The sequence below is a fragment of the Sphingobacterium athyrii genome (assembly GCF_003071065.1).
Classification (GTDB): domain Bacteria; phylum Bacteroidota; class Bacteroidia; order Sphingobacteriales; family Sphingobacteriaceae; genus Sphingobacterium; species Sphingobacterium athyrii.
This window is the reverse complement of the sequence record NZ_QCXX01000010.1, coordinates 279,022-298,855: the sequence shown is the minus strand read 5'-3', so window position 1 is coordinate 298,855 and position 19,834 is coordinate 279,022. Positions and strand designations below refer to the sequence as shown.

Here is a 19,834-nt window from a genome sequence, read left to right as displayed (position 1 = left end):
AATACAGTTATTATGGAAATCAAAAAAATCAGGATGGGCATGGTGGGGGGTGGCAAAAATGCTTTTATTGGTGCCGTACACCGTATGGCAGCAGGTATAGATGGACAGATCGAACTATGTTGCGGCGCATTAAGTTCGGATCCCGTTAAAGCACAGGAATCTGGAGAACTCCTTTCGCTCCCCACGGATCGAATCTACGCAAATTTTCAGGAAATGATCCTGCGCGAAAGTCAGCTACCACCTGACGAACGGATGCATTTTGTAAGCATTGTAACTCCAAATGTTGCCCATTTTGAGCCAGCCATGCTAGCCCTGACACACGGGTTTCATGTGCTGCTGGAAAAGCCCATGACATTCACGCGCAAAGAAGCGGAATTATTACAGCAGAAAATCAATGAAACAGGACTCCTGCTTTGCGTCACCTATACCTATTCGGCATATCCCATGGTCAAACAGGCGCGCCAGCTGGTACGCGAAGGCAAACTTGGCAATATCCGTAAAATCATGGTAGAATATCCACAGGGCTGGCTGAGCACGTTAATCGAGACGGAATCTCCACTTGCTGCCTGGAGAACAGATCCCGAAAAAGGTGGATTGAGCAGTTGCATGGGTGATATCGGAACGCATGCGGCCCATTTGGCTGAATATATTTCCGGCCTAAAAATAACCCAAATATGTGCCGATCTGCGAACCGTCGTGGCTGGAAGACGATTGGAAGATGACGGAAATGTCCTACTGAGATTTGAAAATGATGCGACAGGAGTGCTCTCAGCCTCACAGGTAGCGGCAGGCGAAGAAAATGCTTTAAAAATACGGATATACGGCGAGAGAGCAGGGTTGGAATGGAACCAGCAGGATCCGAATACTCTTCTACTAAAATGGCTCAATGAACCAGCTCAAATATTTCGTGCAGGACAGCAATATCTTTCCTCCCTCGCCCAGCACAACACTCGCTTGCCGGCCGGACACCCGGAAGGTTATATCGAAGCATTTGCCAATATCTACAGAAATTTTTCAGCTACAATTCTCGCCAACTTAAACGATACCAGTCCTACCGAGGCCATGTTGGATTTTCCTACGGTAGCAGATGGAGCAAGGGGAATGAAATTTATCGAAACAGTGATAGCTTCTGGACAGTCCAGTCAAAAATGGACAGCATTCTGATGACCATCACGACAATATAGACTTCAGCAATAGATTCCCTTACCGAAATTACTGCATCATCATCAAATAAGAAGCCTTATAGATAGTTCAGTAATTTCGGTTTTCACAATTTTTAGGAATTCTAATATCAACGTATAATACCCTTATACACCGCATCTCGCAGTATGCCCCCCTCGGTATCACCGGCATACTCCCAATACATTGCACCTAGTAATCCCCGCTCATGCACATACTCACATTTCAGGGCAATGGATTCGGGCGTTTCAAAAGTTAATACCAGAGTTCCTTGCGCATTGACCAAATAGTGTGCCTTCGCTTCATCATCCCATTTCTGTTCAAAACCCTGCAAATTCAGGAGATCCTTATAGTCGATAAAACCTTTGATATCGGTTTTATTTCCGCGTCCATAAAATGGAATGCCAAGCACCAGCTTTTCGGCAGGCATACCGCCAGCGATATGCGCCTTAACGGCCTCAGCACAGGTCGTGCGCCCCGATAAAGATGAACGGTGCAGGCTCGCATGATGATAAGGAGGATTGCCTGAATCATAGGTCATGATATTCACAAAATCCACGTCGTTTTTAATCTGGTCGAATGCAATATATTGACCACTTGATACAGAGGCCAGTGTCAATAACTTTTTCCTACCGATGGCCTTACGAATATCCCGCATTAGCAACGTAAAATTTTCTGTATCCGATTCCGTCGCGGAAATACCGGCAGAAGAGTTGGTCGGGTATTCCCAGTCAATATCAATGCCGTCAAGCTTAAACTCTTTTACAACACGTGCGCAATCCCCCGCAAATTTTCTCCGATTAGCAGCATCAGCAGCCATCTCACTAAAGCGGCCACTTCCCCAACCTCCAATGGAAAGCAGTATTTTAAGGTGAGGATGCGCTTTCTTCAGATCAGTGATACTCCTTAATCTTGTTTCATTGTCAATGCGCACACCGTCAAAATGATCATTTACATGACCAAATGCATAATTGATATGTGTCAGGTACGTCGGATCCGGCATCACGCTTGACCAGGAAGTCACATAAGCAATCACCACTTTTTTATTTTTTTCAAATGCATAGCTCTTTTGGGGACAAATAATCATTGTCAATAAAGCTATCGCCGCAAAGCTAAAGGCGAATAGCTTTAGAGGTTTCGTAACATGTTTAGATTTCATACTGATTATAATAAAAATTGAAAATTAATAATGCTAATTCTGGGCCAATCAACTTCATGATGACCTCTGGCAAACAACAGGATAAACAGGTTATCACCCGCGGATTTTTAAAGTTTTAAATAGATATTCATCTTTTTCAATAAAATAGCATACCACAGCATGGCGAAGGCCCATAGCAACGAACCACCGACTGCCAACACCATATTACTCGATTGCTTATAGAAAAATAAAGGAATCTGAAATCCCCAACAGATGAAATAAATCAAATCCGGGGCAAGGTAGGTGGTCAGCGAATTCTTACCGGCCTCCTCAAAGACAAATATTCCATTATGGTATTTCCGGATATCTATGAGGTAATAGATAAGTAGCAATAACAGTACACTTATACCGCAACATAGCAGCGCCCAGCTCGGCGTACCATGAATTTTGGACAGTATAAACCAGGAGCGCAGCACAAATCCGCCAGTCAGCCACAGTATGCCAATAACCAGCAGTCGACACAAAAGCATTTTAGGTGCAGTCGCATATCGTCTGATCAGTATACCAATGATTGTCCCGGCCAATACAATGCAAGGAACATTGCCAGACAACAACACATTCAGGTAATTTCCGAGGACCGGAACATGTAATTTGAACGTTGTTTGGGACAGGATATTCAGAACGAGAAACAGCAACCATGCGCATCCCACAACAGCAAGCCGTCCCCTGCTTAATACAAATGTGGCAGCTGCGGCGAAATAGCCCCATCCAATCAAGCCCAGGATTCCCCACCAACCGATTTCCAGACCTTTACCATCGGAGGCTTTAAAACGATAGACCAGGTAACAGATCCCCAAGATCCCAAGGAAACGTATCCCCTTAAATAAGGCTTGATTTCCCGATTTCGTCGGAAACCTATTCCAAACCATAAATACGCAAAGGTACAATAAACCTAACCACAAAAAATTGGACATCCCTGTCAATGTGGCATCCAGACGGCCTCCATTCAGAATCAAAACACCGATCAGGATCAGGCTCGCCGTACGGATGACAATATGGGAAAAGATAAGCCCCATGGACTCCCCCGTCTTTTCCCGCGCGGCCACGGCATAAGGTACAGCCATTCCCACCATGAAAAGGAATCCCGGAAAAACCCAATCTGCCAATCCCATGCCATCGACATCCGCTTCCGTATGCAGCATCCACTTGGGAACACCAGGAGCGAATAAATCGTTGACAAATAACATAAGAAATAGCGTCATACCACGCATGACATCCATTGAGCGGATTCGAATTGATTGTTTAGGTTGTTGTTGATCCATAATGCTATCGATAAATCCCAAGAAATCAGCTGTCACACAGGCCAAACACTCAATTCCTATGCTATCCCGCATGATCGGCAGCTCCAAAGAATTAAGAACCACAAGATATAGCCATCATAAACTGAGCGTATATCATTTTTCTTGTACTAAGGTTTATATTGAGCAAACAAAAGCTATTTGCTTATCCTAAGATGATAAAATTAAGTCATATTCAAGCGAAAAAAATGTTCAAATTAGTGTAATTTCTGCTCTTATAAGTTGGTAGTTAGATCATATCACAGGTGAATGAGTTTTTTGAATAGCATATAGATGTGATTACCCCTTGCATAAGGCCAATGATAGACCACCGTTTACACAAAATATTTAAGTATCAATCTGTTTAGCAATTTTGTAGCTTTTCAAAAGACAACCGTGCATTCATCAGGAGTAAAAACTTTGACAAAAAGCATCAACTATACGGTAAAACTGATATTTTTGGATTAAGATCTAAAATAACTTGTAGCATGAGTCAGTTAATATTTCGGGACGCCAGCCGGGCAGACTTACCCCGTATCGTTGCGATATACAATACCACCATTGCATCCAGAATGGTCACAGCTGACACCAGTCCAGTGTCAGCAGAAAGTAGACAGAAATGGTTTGACGAGCATAGTCCGTCAAAAAGACCCCTTTGGTTGGTAGAGGACGAAAATAACAATATCCTAGGCTGGGTGAGTTTTCAGTCGTTCTATGGCCGGCCGGCCTACGATGCCACAGTAGAGATCAGCATTTACCTGGATGAACAGCAACGGGGCCGTGGACTGGGTAAACAAATCCTTCAGTATTGTATAGACAAAGCTCCGGCACTCGGAGTACATACCTTATTAGGCTTCATCTTTGCGCATAACGTCCCGAGCATTACACTATTCGAAAAAATGGGATTCCAGGAATGGGCGAATCTCCCAAATATCGCTACGCTGGACGGTGTAGAACGGAGTTTAAAAATATTGGGTAAAAGGGTAAGTTAAGTCACCCAATTGGCTTTCAAGAGAAAAATCATTAGCTTTAAGTAATTATTTTATACGCTTAAAGCCACAGGTATGACTCCACAATCACACACATTGCTATTGTCGTTTCTCTCTATATTCTTTTGGATCAATCCAGCCTCAGCGCAAAATCCCGAGCGGACCAAGACCATCATGATCCCTGCAGATTCTGCCTATACAAAAATTGTACAGGCTCTCCATGAAAGCGGCTATTATATTGATAAATTAGACCGTTCTTCAGGTTTTATACAGACAAGTGTATACAACAAAAACACAGGATTATTTAGTAATGAAGGCGATACAAAAATTTCCAATTTTTTGGTTAGTCCCTTATCCGATGGAACAGCTAAAATTGTCCTCAATATATTCCTGATCGAACGCCGTAGAGGCGGAAGCTTTGATTCTCCCAATTATTACGACGAAAATAAAGGTATCATTCGAGATGATAAGATTTACCAGCAGATCTGGAACAAAATTTTACCATTATTACAATAAAACTTTTAAAACAAAAGAAAGCCTGTCAAAATTATGTTGACAGGCTTTCTTTAATCCGATCGTACAAATAGTTTATTTGATTACTCAATTTCGACTTTTAATCCTTCTTGCCAATCTTTTAGTTCTTCGGTATAATATAAATAGCCCGAAGATGCGGCGCCCTGATATTTTCCCGGTACCTGGGCTTTGAGGTCTATGGACAGCTCTTTAGCTTCTTTGGCGTCAATTCCGCGCCAATATAACACCAGGTAATTCTCAAAAATTTCATAGTAATCCACAAAACCTTTTTCCATTAAATCCCTCAATTGCTGTGGTTCGGGAGTTAGTCCCCCTGGAATACCGATCTTCGCCAATGGCATAGAAGCCGCCTTATCCCGTGTATTGTATAGCCGTACCTTGAGTACTGTATTATCGCCCATACGAATGCGATTGCTGGATAATGATGTCGAAAGATCCAATACGCGATCCCTAGCGCTTGGCGGCACCGTTGTCATATAATTAAACCGGTAGGAAGCCACAGCATAATCCATGTTTTCCAAGCGGATGGAGATTTGATGCTTTCCTGCAGGCAGCTCTGTCAAAAATAGTCTGCTCAGCGAATCAGCCTGGAGTGTGGTATCGCGGATCAGTAGTTGACCGTCCAGCCATAGCTCCATCTTTTTTCCTTTTTTCGCGCGCATATCCTGATCAAACAGTTGATAATATCCTGTTGCAGCTTTCAAGGCGAGTCCCGTTGCCTGGGTTGAACCATAGTAACCCCGATCTGCAGATTTTACAAGTGCATCCATACAAGCGGTCAATTCCTGGGATGCTTTGTTTTCCAATTGAAAAACAAGAGCGATCCAGGCCAGCGTTTCATTTCGCAACGAGCGTCCATCCGAATTCGTAATACTTCCTTCGGCCAAGCCTTTCTTATCTTCAATTACCATGGGAAGCAGTTCCTTGATGCGTAATTTCAGGCTTTCCAATTGCTCTGCTTTATTGAGATTTTTTGCGGTAAGCGCTATTATTGCCATACGATAAGGATCTTTTGACCCCAGGACTTCCTGATAAGCCTTTTGAAACTCCAGCTCGATCTCCGCCCCTACACCTGCAACGCTTAATGCATAAGTGATATAAGCATTATTTATCAACTCACGATTCCCCGAAAAAGCGTACCTTCCCGCTCCCTGATGGTATCCACCCCGACCATCTTTTTTTGATAAAAGCCAGTTCTGAGTACGTTCGATCATCTTTTGATCTACAGCGATAAATGGCTTCATTTCCATAAATTCAATTAAACCAAAAGCTGAAAGCACCTCATGTGCCGGCGGTTTTCCATACCAATCAAAGCCCCCTCCTTTGATTTCGTAGGCCGCTAATTTTTTATAACCACTAGTCAAAAACTCTTGTGTTTTGCGTTGCAAGGATTCATCCCCCCTAATTTGCTGAAGGAGGGAAAGTGCATATATATTGGGATAGACGGATGAAGAAACCTGCTCGAAACAACCGTATGGCTCACGTACAATGCGTTCCAGTCCCTGCGTAATCTGCTTCAATGGATTGAGATATAGCTCCACCGAAAGCCGTTGCGAACCCTTGATTGCATTTTTAAGTTCAAATTCATATTCCAGATATTTAGATGTTGAATGCCCGAACTCCACAGGAAATCCTTTATTAAACAATTTGATATCCTTTATAATTCCCAGTACCGTGGAATCGCTACGGATAGAAAAACGGATCTTGTCTTTTTCATTCGAAGGCTGCTTTACTTCAAGTGGTACAAGCAACGGGCTTTGTTCCTGTGCCCCTATTTTTGTAGCGTTAACCTCAGATTTCCATTCAAGGTTGTTTCCAATCAAGTCGACCCGGCTACTGACGGATAGCGGCTCCTTCCTTGTATTATCAACCAGTAATTGCGCATTGATCAAATCTCCCTGAGAAGCATACAAAGGCAGTTTGACGTCTAAGCCTATTTCGTCTTTCACTTGATATGTTGTCTGTTGACTACGTCCTATTAGACCATTTTTACCAACCCCTTCCGTTATGATCCGATAAGAAGTATGCTCATCCGCATTAGGAAAGGTAATCTGGGCCCGCCCTTGGGCATCGGTCTCGATATGATAATTCCAATAGATATTATCCCGAAAATCATCTTTGATCAAGGCCTGTCTGTTTTTATACTTGGGTATATAAAACTCCTGTGGCTGATCAAAACGAACCTTTCGAAATACCGTGTTCAAGGCCAGGTATTTTTGCCCCCCAACAAGATGGCTATTGCTAAAAAGGCTCCGAGCATCTCCCTCAATCCCTTTCCCGCCTTTCGTTGTGATAAGAATCACACCGTTAGCTCCACGGGCACCGTAAATAGCTGTTGCCGATGCATCTTTTAATATCGAAATACTTTGGATCAATTCAGGTGGAAATCCAGCAAAATTCGTCATATTGGCTTCGTTATAGGCTACCCCATCCACAACAAAAAGAGGACCACCGGTGCCACCAATGGAGTTCATCCCACGAATTACAACTGGCGCATTTGACCTTTCAGCCAAAGGGCTGACAATCACTCCAGCGACCTTGCCCGATAAGGCCGAGATTAAATTCGCTTGTGCATAGAGATCGCTGCTACTGATCGCCATTGTTGACCCCGTCACTGTTGTCTTTCGATCTACATTATAGCCGAGGACAACCAGTTCTTCCAGGATCGCATCCCCATCAGGTGCCTGTGGCTCCATTTCTATTTTCGGCGGAAGGGGCATTTCATCATTGATGTGTTGGACCAATGGAGTCGTCTCCAATTTCACCAAAACAGGATCAGTCGCCTGCCGCTTTTGCCTTACTGAGACCGCGACTTCATCTTGAGATGCAGCAACATAATAAAACTCATTTTTCCGATGTGTGGGGATATAGATTCGCCAGAAATCACACGGGATAGTACGAATTGCAAAACGTCCTTGTTTATCCGGAGTTACCGTGTACAACAAGCTATCTGCAACGACATACATTTTTGAAGAATATGCCGTATTTCGTCCCTTGCCCTGTCTATAGACTACTCCCTTGAGCATATTATTCGGCTGTGTCTTGACCACCGTAAGCTCTTCGTTGCTCAACACCTTATCCCAGGTATAATTTCGCCAGCCCTGTGTCAGCATAAGCATATCAAGGGCTTGTGTACGTTTGTCTTTGCTTGGATCAAAATAGAAGGCGGGTTGATAGATTTCGCCTTGCACTGCGGCGCCCAGCCACATCCAAGAGCGTATATCATGCTGTTTATCGTTCAGATAACTTAAAACCTTATCATCGACAACACTCAGTGATATCGCTGCCGGCACAGATTTACCCCTAGCATCCTGAGTCTCAATCGTCAGCTTCACATCCTCACGAGTCTTATAGATCGCTTTATCGCTCGTTACATGAATCTGTAGTCCATCGTTCATCGTATTAAAGAATAACCGTTCGCTCAAGATTTGCCTACCCTGCAAAATAGAGATACTTAGTACCCCCTGTGGTAAGCCTTCTTTTGATAACCTGAGCGAATTTGTCCCCTTAGTTACTGTCATCTCGCCTGTACGAAAGATTTTATCCTCCTTCCGGATAAAATAACCCACTCGGCTGTCCATACTACTGATGACCCGCAAGCTCAATTCATTTTTTGATTGCTCTTCCAGTTGCACCTTTATACCGCTGTTTTTCATCGTAGGCAGCGCAATGGGCTTATTGGTACGATAAGGCTTTTCCAATTGCGCATAATAGGTTCGCCCTCTTTTAGGGATGAATGAAAACTTCCCCATACCTTGATGAAAGGAGGAAAAATTGCAGATCTTATTCCCCCCATCGTCATAGATGGCCCCCGCGATATCAGCCGGAAATCCCTCTGCATTCAAAGCTTTAAATGCCACCACGTTAGAAAAGTCTTCCAGAAGATAGCCACCTTCAGGCATAAATTTAAGATCGATATCTTCGAGAATAATAGGGACATTCCTAGATATCGACTCAATCAGCTGCTGGTGTACAAAACGGACATTCAAGCTCACATGTTTATTTTCCAAAACTGCCGGCAATGCAAATGTTATTTGGGATTTACCTAAATGGTCAGTCTTAGCCACCTGTGAAAGATACAACTGACCACCGATACTCACTTCATAAGCAAAAGACTGATTTGAAAGTGGGTGATTCCCCAGGTCTTTAATCACAAAATCTGCAGCGACAGTTTCTCCTTTTCCGTAAGATTCCTTTTCAAGTTCCAACTGCATGATGAGCCGTGGTGGATTGGTCCGCATGACAGTGATGTCTTTCTCATAAGCGAGATTTGGGAAATTGACCATCCAAGGAGTCTGCACTTTCAATTTATAAATACCTCCTGCAAGCTGTCTCCCCAATTGGAGACTTCCTTTGGCATAAATTGCATTTGCGGCAAATTGCTTATGTTGAATGACCTGTCCATTTGGTGCAATCAAGTCTACAATAACAAGATCACTCCGATCGGATTCACCGAAGTCAGTATTACAGAGATAAGTTGTAAAATAAATTGTCTCTCCCGGCGCAAAAATCGTCTTATTTGTATGTGCATATACACGTTCCAAAGGCAGAAGACCGGCGTACTCCCTTATTTTATTTTGGACTATCTGTGCCTGACCAAAAACACTAACTGTAAATAACACATATGTTATTGTAAAAAAACAACTCAAAAAAGATCCGATATAATTTTTCAGGTTATAGTGCTTTCCCTTTTTGCTTAGCCGCGATCTGGTCTCAAACACAGATCCTTTATCCAGCCTTTTTCCCTTAGCATTTATATTGTCGTTAATCATGGCATCTAGGTTAAAAATTCAGTACAACGTTAAAACCAAAAGTCCTCATCAATGGTGAGTTAAAGTAATCCAAGCCCACGGCATTACTCTGCCCTAAGAGGGATGCCCCGGGATAATTCCCTTTATATCTACTCCAATACATCAGGTTCTCCGCATAAAGCGTCAGATCAATTTTGTTGAGATATGGCCAGGATATATCAAAACTACGTGAGAGATTTATTCTGGAAAGACGTAGGTAACTTGCGTCTTCGATAACATCTTCTGCCACTCCTGATAGACCGTAACGCACCCACCTATTATTTTCAGTACCCGCTGCTGGATCATAATAGTCTACCAATTTATTATTTCTATTTCCCTGTGCGTCAATCCCCGGAAATAATTGATCTTTTAACAATCGTCCGGAGGCGGTTTCTAACGAGCGCCCCATATAATTGAGCATTTGTCGTGTTCCATTCCAGACTTTACCTCCCCTGCTCCATTCGAGATCAATATCGAAACGGATTCCCCTATATTGCAATGTATTACCAAAGATCAAAGCAAAATCGGGATTTGGGTTTCCCAGAATCTTTTGCTCAGGGGCCACAATAGGATAGCCATCTCCATCAATCTGTAGCTGGCCGTCAGCGGTACGCGCATATGCTGTTCCCATAATCACGCCGACTGGTTGTCCAACAATATAGTTTTTACTGATCTCCTGCATACCAGCTATCTGGATACGATCAGCTTCCAAATGGATTTTATCTACCTTATTGATATAGCGGTGAAAATCCAGTCTTGGATACCAGTTCAACGGGCTATTGAAGATTCCAAACTGAGAAGAAATGGCCATCCGAAATCCCTTTTGTTGATAATCAACCGCATTGTTCAAGCGATATTGATTGTCTTGCCAAATTGGGGCATAACCGTTCTTCACATAAAATTGATAAAAATTCCCTTCAAGGCTCCACCCATGTCGTTTTAGAGAAGCACCGAACTCATAATTAACTTTCCGTTGCAATTTATCCACAGGATCCCGCAATAGCAATTCGTCCATGGGTAGGAAGGATTGAAAATCCTTGATGGAATATCGCATCAGACCAAATTGTATATCATTATTGATCTGATTGGGTTCAAGATGTGAAAGATTGAATTGCCCCCATACATTAGCGATAATATCTCCCCGGTCAAACAAATCAAAATCAAACCTTCTTTCCACTTGGCCAACAAAATTGAAGACTGTCTTATTTTTGCTTTTGTTGCTTACCAACATACTCGGCAATAGGTCAAAGGTCCAGTTGTTATTGTAACCACCAAATTCCTTCGCTATCAGTCCGGCCTGGAATTCCGAAGACCGATGTAGCAAAGAGACCGGCGCAAAACTCGCTACAGAACGGTTTAAAGACATCCATTGGTTTTTGTACCAGAAATTCCCCTGTAAATACAACTTTTTGCCTGCCGCCAAATAATACTTACCCTGTATATTCGTATCAAACAATTTTGTTTTTAATTTACGGTTGACAAATATATCCCGATCCCCTTCGTCCATGTTTCCAACAAGGCCATAGTTTAATGTATTTTGTTGGTATTGATAACTGAGCTGTGCCCCCCAAAAAAAGCGGTTATGATCCCATTCATATTTCAGTGTCCCTAGATATTTCTGATTGAATTGATTATCGCGATTATTTTTTAATAAAAACCAGGGATTGGTATATACAGTTGAAATATTAGCATTCGGTTGTGATTTAGCATCAAAATTTACTGGCGATAGATAGGCTCCCATGAGTACATTAGCGTAGTTATTACCTATCATAGGCATTTTTTCATCGGATTGATTGAATTTATTCAAAACCTGGAGCCGATGTCCTATTCCAAATTGACGGGAATAATTTAGCTGCGCCCCCCAGGAATTAGTTTTGTTCGGATCAAATACCCCCTGCTTCTTGCTATATTCGACTTCTCCATAGAATTTTCCCAGGCCATCTTGCTTATAGGTCATATCCAGTGTCGTGGAGGCTTGATATCCGCTCCGATAGATATTTTTGTTATTGTAAACTGTAGGTAGGTCTGTCTGGGCGACCAAAGGTCCCCAGCTGTAAGGAACATCTTTCGAAGCCACCAATTGCCCACTCAGCGCATGCCCCTGTACATAATCCCTTTGTAATTTTACACGATCATCCGCTTTATTGATAGATCCACCAAGTGTCAGATTGATATCTAGTAATCCATACCCCGGCTTTGGGTTCTGATAGATATACACTCGATTTTTGTTCTCACTCATACTATAGTAAGAACCGCCATTATTTCTCAAAACGACAGGCCTGGAGGAACTTCTGGCGATCGAGGTATCCATTGGAAACAAATTCACGTCGGTATGTTGTTCTCTTGCCGCCACAAGCTCCACAAGATAACCTCCGGACTTATTAAAGGGATCCGATCGAAACTCATATAACTGGTAAGCCTTAGGTAACTGAACTGGATATTTCCATAACTGTATTTTATCACGGTCATTGAGATCCATTCCAAATACACCATTGATATCAGTGTGTATCACCTTGCCTTTATGTAATCCGGCATTCAGTTCGTCAAAACTGGATACGACATTGTCGGCAACACGAATCACTGCAGCATCTTTCAATGGCCTTCCGAAGGCGTCTGTAATCTTACCTTCGTAACGTTGTACCTGACCAAATAGCGTCTGAGCAGCACAGATAAATAAACACAAAGAGATATATTTTATCATCTTTTCAAGTAATAATTTGAACAGGGATGCAGCAAGCAACGGAATTCCATAACGCATATTATTTTTTTTTGAGACTTTTTACAGAACTCGGTTAACTATCTTTTCGGATAAAAATAAAATTAAAAAACAATAAATTTATATTATTTTGGTAGTGAACTATCCTTGGGATCGTTCACATTATTAAATTGAACGGAGACCATGCGTATAACCCAAAGGACCAAACGTTATTCATTGCTAACCTTGCTTATTCTTTTAGTGGTTATTGCATTCCCCATTATCCATCTCCTCAGAACCAAATGGAGAGAAACAGATAATCACAGGGTGCTTCCTGCTCGGCATGTGGATGATGCTAGCGCGCTTAACCTGACCAGAGTCGATACCATCATTGCTATACCAAAAGACAGGTCGGCAATTGAAAATCAATTGCGGCAAATTCTGCATTATGCAAATACCGAGGGGTTAAAAATAGCGTTGGCTGGAGCCCGTCACAGTATGGGCGGGCATACAATGTATCCCGGTGGTATAGTGATCAATATGCTCCCTTATAACCACATGCAGCTTGACACAGTAAACAATATACTGAGCATCGGATCAGGTGCACTTTGGTCGGATGCCATTCACTATTTAGACCATTATGGTAAATCAATTGCTGTGATGCAAGCTTTTAGTTCATTTTCTGTTGGCGGATCACTGAGTGTCAATGGACATGGATGGCAAAAGAATTCGCCGCCCTTAGCTTCCAGCGTACTTTCCTTTACACTAATGAATGCCCGAGGTCAGGTACTCCTCTGCAGCCGCGACGAGAACACGGAACTGTTTCATCATGTGCTTGGTGGCTATGGTCTATTTGGTATTATACTCGATGTAAAGCTCAAAGTTGTCGATAATCAGTCCCTAAAATATCATTACGTCAACTTAGCTCCAGAAAATTATACGAAGTATTATAAAAAATATATTCTTGACAATCCGAAAGTAGATCTGGTTTTTGGGCGATTACGCGTTTCCAAAAAACATTTTCTAGCGGAGGCGACACTCAATTATTTTGAACAGACAGAAGAACCGCCGATACAGCTTTTCCGACAGGAAAAGAAAATTGAAGAAACCAAAAGACTGATATTTAGGGGTAGTGTCAATAGCGAATATGGAAAGCGGCTCCGCTGGGATCTTGAAACATCTTCGGCCATTCCTGCACGGCATCTCACATTTACCCGAAATGAGATCATGGATAGCCAAGTCTCCTTAATCGAAAACAAAGATACCACATCGACGGATCTGCTCCACGAATACTTTATTCCAGAACGAAATTTCATGAATTTCATCCAGGACATAAAACCTATTTTATTAAAATCGAAACTGGATCTGCTGAACATTACCATCCGCGCCGTCAATCGGGACCATGACGCTTATTTAAATTATGCGCGGGAAGATGTATTTGGTTTTGTGCTCTTGTTCAATCAGAAAAAAACAGCCCTGCAAGAGACTGATATGCATAGCCTCACGAATCTTCTGGTAGATGCAGCCATTAAAAACGAGGGGACATACTATCTCCCCTATCGCCTACATATCGCAAAAGACAAAATGAGAAAAGTCTATCCGCAAGCAGGCAGTTTTTTCAGAACTAAAATAAAATACGATCCTTCGGAACTCTTCAACAACAAGTTTTATAGACACTACAAATAATCCAGGAGACCTGACCAATTATATTGAAATGGTCAGCAGCGGAACATCCAGGCCTGAGGCCATCATACGCGTTTTGCTCCGATGCGTCAGTGAGTTCCAGAAACCATATTTATAGGGAATCATGACCAAAAGATCAGTATTACTTTCTTTAACCTCGTCACGAATGGCTTTGACCACCTCATTAGACGTTACATTTTTATAGTAGTAGCTGACAATGCCCATGACGTCTCCGATTGCCGCCCGGGTTTCATTTCCCTTTTCTTCATTTAGCTGCTCAACGGTTTTACGGATATTAAGCACTTCCAATACGGCATTAAAGTCAGTTGCGAAATCTTTCACCTTTTCAAGAATCTCTTTTTGCACCCCGCGTACGATGTCGCAGGCGAAGAGGATATGCTTAAGCCCGCTAAATTGTGCCCCAAGTGGAACAGATAGAATAGGAATTTTTAGTTTACTGATGGCAGACGTAGTAGTATTACCCAACATATCCTGGTCAAACGAACGTTTGGCCATACCCATGACTAATAAGTCGGCACCCGTCTCCTGAATACATTTTGTAATCTGATCGTAGAATAAACCCGTTGCCAGATAAGGAAGAGCAGGCACCCCACTTTGCCGCGTGATACCCTCCGCTTTATCGGTTAAAACCTTGTTTTGATGTTCAAAAATTTTGAACATGGAATCGGGAGAAAGACGTGCGTTCATCGCATGTATTGAAGGGTTCTGCAGGGAGAACAAGATGATCTCATATTTTTTACCAGCAAAAACTTCGAGTATAAACTTTAGGGCATGTTCTGCCTCTTCAGCATAGTCTGTAGCAACAATAATCCGTTTCATATTTTCCGTTTTAATACGATTAAAAAATCCCTTTTTAATCCACTCAAGTTAACGAAAAATAATAAATCTATCAACCGGACAATTGTCTCAGCATCGTCAATTTTCTCCCGATTAACGGCTATTTAGAATAGCTGGCCTTTACAAAAGGAGCCTTTTTCAGGTAGTCTATACTTTGCTCAAGACCTGTGTAAATATCATTATGTGTTTCTTCCAATTCAACAAACAAGTATTTCAGTCCACCTGTTTTGACATTATTAAAGATCGCATCAAATCCGACCATTCCGCTTTGACCGATTTCACGGTGGTCTTTAATATGTAAAGCCTTAAATCTACCCGCATATTTGTTGAAGTAATCAACCGGACTGACATCACCGATTACTGCCCAGTAGACATCCATTTCGAAAAATACATTTTCGGGATTGGTATGCTCCAGCATGTAATCGTACATTACTTTATCCTCAACCTTTTTGAATTCATGAGCGTGGTTGTGGTATCCATAAAGCAATCCCTGCTCACGGCATTTTGCCCCCACAGCATCTAGATAACGGCATTGTGTTTCTAAGTCTTTGAGTGTCTTAGGCACATCCATCCAAGGTGTCACAATATATTTCATTCCAGCGGCCTTGTGGGCAGCGATACATTGGTCCCACCATTTCAAGGATTCGGAGAAATCTCCAGAGGCAAGCTCCTGCGCAGACAATGTTTTGGTTGCATGGGAAGAAAGGACCTTCATCCCTGCTTTTTCTACCTTGGCTTTAAATTCCTGCGGGCTCAGATTGTATAGTTTGCCAGCATTATAACCGGCAGCTTCTACGCCCGTATACCCAAGTGCAGCGATCTTTTGTAAAATTTGATCGAAATTTGGGTTCTTGCTGATTTCCTCACGTACGGAGTACAACTGTAGACCAATTTCTTTCTTTGCGGCTTTCTGTTGCGCAAAAGTCGGATTGATGGCCAATAGCATACAGCCAGCCATGAATGATCCGATAAGCGTTCTTCTTTTCATGTGTTTTATTTATTACCGACCTATCCAACACGAAAGTTATGGTAAACATACGTTTACGGGTTGTTTAGGTTTATTCGTGTTAAGTGCAGTTGCAATGTATGCAAATACTCTAAAAAACGCAACGCTTTTGGACTTTTATTTATTCACACCGCCTGTTCTCTATAACAAGAGGAATCTTTTTTCTTCCAAAAAATTGAACATCTTAAACGATTTACCCACCAAACATGTTCTATGCATAGGACAACACAAAAAAAAATGGAAAATCAATTCAATACTCCAGAGCATAGCCAGGACAAGCCGGAGGAAAAATTACCTGATGTAGCCGTTGAAGAAAAAGACGATGCACCTGCAGGCCGCAATATCAAACGCACATTAATCATTGCCGTTTGTGTGCTGATTGTATTTTATTTGATCTATTATTTTATGAGTGCAGATTAAAGGTGAGTGCACGTTTTTTGTGTACCGTCTTAGCTTTATATTTTATCTTCTCGATAAAATTGTAATAATTCCAATTGCACAATTAGAATGCATGGATGCCAGCTGGCATCAAAGGAGCTTATCCGAGTCAAAGTGTGCTTAGCCACTTATGCGCTAGACCCTTACATTACATGTATACTCTTGTGCAACCTACCCCAGCTTCGGCGAAATTGACGGATTCGATGGAATGCCGGAGCTGGGCAAGTTGACTTATTTCTATTGCTTTTCATTGGTATGTACCGGTTTATCCCGGAACAACAGATATAGGGAAATTTTGCAATTTTTAAAATGCGCTGACCAAAAAGAAAACATCACTTCAACAACATATCACTAAAAGAACAGATATTTAAAATTGAAATACCAAATATTCTCTAAATATCATATTACAACGAATATAAAAAAGAAAAATATAACTGCAAATTTTTAAACAAAATTTTAATAATATTATTGCGCAAAATATCATTCAATTCGTTGCATGACGGATAACGATAGAGGAAAACTTCAAGCTATAGGGCTACGGTTTCGTGCAAAACGGCATGAGCTTTATTATTCCTTACGGGATGTATCAAACCTGACTGGAATTTCTACAGGTACACTTAATGGAATAGAAAAGGGAAAAGACCTTACCCTAACGAACTTTTTGTTATTATGTCAAAGTCTCCAGATCCAGCCCAAAACTTTCTTTGAAAAAGATATCGAATTCAAGCCTCCTTATTCCCTACCTCCCGATGTACAGGAAAGAATTGCCCTTAGCAAAAAGTTGGACGATCTGGTTTATCATTCCAGTTTCTTTCATACGCCTAAGCGCGTAGCAGAGGTTCTAGATGAATTGGGCGTGGATAAAAGCCAAAGCAACAAGTTCTCCGTGCATCTTTCCGCTTACTGCGAGGAGGGTGCACTGGAATATAAACAACGGGGTAATTTTAAGGAATATCGAAAAAAAAGCAGCACTACGTCGAAACCTTCCGAAAACGGTTAGCCCTTTTGAAAGTACCCAGATCATTAAATCGAACACCGTACTTCCGTAGCACTTCCTGAGTTTTCTTGCCCGATATGACATACATTGAAAGTTATTGACGACAAAATGATGAATGCTGTGTGTCCAGCCAAAAAAGAAACAGAAAAGTACAGATAGCCACATTTATACTTATCAACATGTTATCCACATAGTGTGGATAACTCACTTCTAAAACATAACACCCATTTAAACAGCGTAATAGAACATCAGAAAAGAAGAGTTTCCTTTCTCGACCTCCCGGTCCATATCACTGAACATACGATGCAAACGAAATAGACCGCCCAAAATGACATCCGCCGTTATCAACAGGTGTTTTCGTCCCAGGCTCGCCATTGGTCACTTTACATCGCCGATCTTTTTATTAGAATAAGGGTGGCTATAAGATATTTATCACATTTTTTAAAAAAACTGTAACATAATTCCCGATGCTCATACTAATTTGAAAAATAAACATATTAAACTAGACAATTATGGAAAAGAGATCTATTTACAACTGGAAAAGCAATTTATTGGGAAATAAATCAAAGTTATATAACAATGATAGCCTGATCGGCTCGTTGGAGTCCAATGATTGGACATTAGATGCCAATGTTTCTATTCGCTCAGATCAATATAGTTTTAAAAACAAAGGGCTTTTCAACCCATATACTGAAATACGCAATAAACATGGTGAACTGATCGGTGACATCGAATACAACGATTGGACCGGTGGAGCGACCATTAGCCTCATTGAAAAGAAATACAAATGGAGCCCGCGAAATATGTGGATGTCAGCCTGGAAAATCGAAAACGAACAGGGCCAAATTGCCGAAATAAATCCCTCTGCTATGGGAAATAGTGGAACAATAGCGAGTGTGGAAAACAACGAGCTATTACTATCCATCAGTCTATATCTCCACAAAAGGACAGTTGTCATGTATTCCTTGGTTGCACTGATTCCTGTCTTCGCAATACTCTTATTTTAAAACATCCCCGCAGAAATTCTTTATGATATAATAACACGAAAACAGGCTTTTGCCTGTTTTTTTTTGCACGATCCACATCTCCTCCTCCCGTCCAACATCAAAGCCTACATGCAAACCCTATTGTATATCTTTCTTCATTTTTCGTGTCCGCTTACCCTTTTTTGCTAAAAAGTTCATAAAAAGTGATCGGTTTTCCGCCAAAGGGACTCAGGAGTGCAATGGGCAGATAACAGAAAATATATTTACAAAATATGACTTCACAATAAGATAACATAACGCTAACACAAAATCATTCTTCTTCTGTTTAACTTAGTAAGAATGAATAACATGACTTTCCATCGTCTTATTTCTACTGTACTTTTAAGTTTCAGTATCCTCTTATGCGCCTGTGGAAATAATGACCATACCATCAAGATGAAAGGTTCCGATACCGAGGTCAACCTTGCTGTTAATCTTGCCGAAGCATATAACAAGACGGATCCAACCTTCAGCATAGCCATCTCCGGCGGCGGCTCAGGTTTGGGTATTACTTCACTTTTGAATGGACAGGCAGATATTGCCAACTCCTCACGCCCGCTTACTGACGAAGAGAAGACACTCTTTCAAAAGAAAGATATACGGCTGAAAACTGTTGTTTTTGCCGAAGATGCTACCGCTTTCGTTGTTCATAGTGACAATCCGATCACGGAAATCGATGTAAAAACACTTTCAAAAATCATGAGTGGACAGGTTGAAAACTGGAAATCAATTTCTGGACAGGATGTCCCAATCAATATCTATGGTAGACAGAGCAGTTCGGGAACTTACTCATTTATTCGCAAGAAGCTAAAAATAGCCTACAGCCAAAAGGCCAAAGAAATGACCGGTAATGCACAGATATTGGAAGCCATCAAAATCGACAAGTCAGGTATCGGTTATGTCGGTGCCGGTTATATATCCAAAAAGATTCAGGACAACAAAGGAATCAAGGTATTGAAAATCAAAAATGAAGTAGATTCCAATGCCATTTCCCCCTTAGATCCGACAGCTATAAAAAATAGGTTGTACTTTTTCCAACGGCCCCTCTATCAGTTTATTCCCGAAAAATCATGGGACAAGGTCCTGTCATTTATCCAATTCGAGACCAAAGGGGAAGGAACGAAGATTATTGAAAACTCAGGTTATTACCTTATCCAATAAAATA

Annotated in this window: 15 protein-coding genes; 8 read left to right on the top strand and 7 right to left on the bottom strand. The window is 41.6% G+C overall.

Annotated features, from left to right (window positions below):
• The first annotated feature begins 12 nt into the window (after positions 1–12).
• On the top strand, positions 13–1,164 hold the full coding sequence (locus tag DCO56_RS27480; RefSeq protein WP_108636874.1) for a Gfo/Idh/MocA family protein: 1,152 nt from the start codon (positions 13–15) through the stop codon (positions 1,162–1,164).
• Between the two features lie 127 nt (positions 1,165–1,291).
• Here the strand turns inward: DCO56_RS27480 and DCO56_RS27475 are convergent, their stop codons facing one another.
• Complete coding sequence (locus tag DCO56_RS27475) at positions 1,292–2,338, bottom strand: glycoside hydrolase family 18 protein (protein ID WP_108636873.1); 1,047 nt, start codon at positions 2,336–2,338, stop codon at positions 1,292–1,294.
• Positions 2,339–2,445: 107 nt separating this feature from the next.
• Positions 2,446–3,711, bottom strand: a complete 1,266-nt coding sequence (locus DCO56_RS27470) for a DUF5009 domain-containing protein (RefSeq protein WP_245935929.1) — start codon at positions 3,709–3,711, stop codon at positions 2,446–2,448.
• 431 nt (positions 3,712–4,142) lie between these two features.
• Here DCO56_RS27470 and DCO56_RS27465 point away from each other — a divergent pair, with 431 nt between their 5' ends.
• Both DCO56_RS27465 and DCO56_RS27460 read left to right on the top strand, forming a co-directional pair.
• On the top strand, positions 4,143–4,646 hold the full coding sequence (locus DCO56_RS27465; RefSeq protein WP_108636872.1) for a GNAT family N-acetyltransferase: 504 nt from the start codon (positions 4,143–4,145) through the stop codon (positions 4,644–4,646).
• A gap of 72 nt (positions 4,647–4,718) precedes the next feature.
• A complete protein-coding gene (locus tag DCO56_RS27460; protein ID WP_108636871.1) occupies positions 4,719–5,159 on the top strand; it encodes a hypothetical protein in 441 nt (146 codons plus the stop codon).
• Positions 5,160–5,239: 80 nt separating this feature from the next.
• On the opposite strand, the gene DCO56_RS27455 is transcribed toward DCO56_RS27460, so the two are convergent.
• Positions 5,240–9,949 (bottom strand): TonB-dependent receptor plug domain-containing protein, encoded by a 4,710-nt coding sequence (locus DCO56_RS27455; protein WP_108636870.1) that lies wholly within the window; start codon positions 9,947–9,949, stop codon positions 5,240–5,242.
• 10 nt (positions 9,950–9,959) lie between these two features.
• Positions 9,960–12,725, bottom strand: a complete 2,766-nt coding sequence (locus DCO56_RS27450; protein ID WP_108636869.1) for a TonB-dependent receptor — start codon at positions 12,723–12,725, stop codon at positions 9,960–9,962.
• Between the two features lie 141 nt (positions 12,726–12,866).
• Between DCO56_RS27450 and DCO56_RS27445 the strand changes: the two genes are divergently transcribed.
• A complete protein-coding gene (locus DCO56_RS27445) occupies positions 12,867–14,348 on the top strand; it encodes an FAD-binding oxidoreductase (RefSeq protein WP_108636868.1) in 1,482 nt (493 codons plus the stop codon).
• An 18-nt stretch (positions 14,349–14,366) separates the two neighbouring features.
• Here DCO56_RS27445 and DCO56_RS27440 read toward each other — a convergent pair whose 3' ends face one another.
• Both DCO56_RS27440 and DCO56_RS27435 read right to left on the bottom strand, forming a co-directional pair.
• Positions 14,367–15,185 (bottom strand): universal stress protein, encoded by an 819-nt coding sequence (locus DCO56_RS27440; RefSeq protein ID WP_108636867.1) that lies wholly within the window; start codon positions 15,183–15,185, stop codon positions 14,367–14,369.
• Between the two features lie 118 nt (positions 15,186–15,303).
• The gene (locus DCO56_RS27435; RefSeq protein ID WP_108636866.1) at positions 15,304–16,191 is read right to left on the bottom strand and encodes a sugar phosphate isomerase/epimerase family protein; all 888 of its coding nucleotides are present in this window, start codon (positions 16,189–16,191) and stop codon (positions 15,304–15,306) included.
• Positions 16,192–16,446: 255 nt separating this feature from the next.
• Between DCO56_RS27435 and DCO56_RS27430 the strand changes: the two genes are divergently transcribed.
• Positions 16,447–16,629 carry a hypothetical protein gene (locus DCO56_RS27430; protein ID WP_146191154.1) on the top strand — a complete coding sequence of 61 codons (183 nt, stop codon included), beginning with the start codon at positions 16,447–16,449 and terminating at the stop codon, positions 16,627–16,629.
• A gap of 514 nt (positions 16,630–17,143) precedes the next feature.
• Positions 17,144–17,647 carry a helix-turn-helix domain-containing protein gene (locus DCO56_RS27425; protein ID WP_108636864.1) on the top strand — a complete coding sequence of 168 codons (504 nt, stop codon included), beginning with the start codon at positions 17,144–17,146 and terminating at the stop codon, positions 17,645–17,647.
• A gap of 225 nt (positions 17,648–17,872) precedes the next feature.
• On the opposite strand, the gene DCO56_RS29405 is transcribed toward DCO56_RS27425, so the two are convergent.
• Positions 17,873–18,019 (bottom strand): hypothetical protein, encoded by a 147-nt coding sequence (locus DCO56_RS29405; protein WP_181390691.1) that lies wholly within the window; start codon positions 18,017–18,019, stop codon positions 17,873–17,875.
• 137 nt (positions 18,020–18,156) lie between these two features.
• Between DCO56_RS29405 and DCO56_RS27420 the strand changes: the two genes are divergently transcribed.
• Complete coding sequence (locus DCO56_RS27420; RefSeq protein ID WP_108636863.1) at positions 18,157–18,651, top strand: hypothetical protein; 495 nt, start codon at positions 18,157–18,159, stop codon at positions 18,649–18,651.
• Positions 18,652–18,969: 318 nt separating this feature from the next.
• A complete protein-coding gene (locus DCO56_RS27415; protein ID WP_241254836.1) occupies positions 18,970–19,830 on the top strand; it encodes a PstS family phosphate ABC transporter substrate-binding protein in 861 nt (286 codons plus the stop codon).
• The last annotated feature ends 4 nt before the right edge of the window (positions 19,831–19,834 follow it).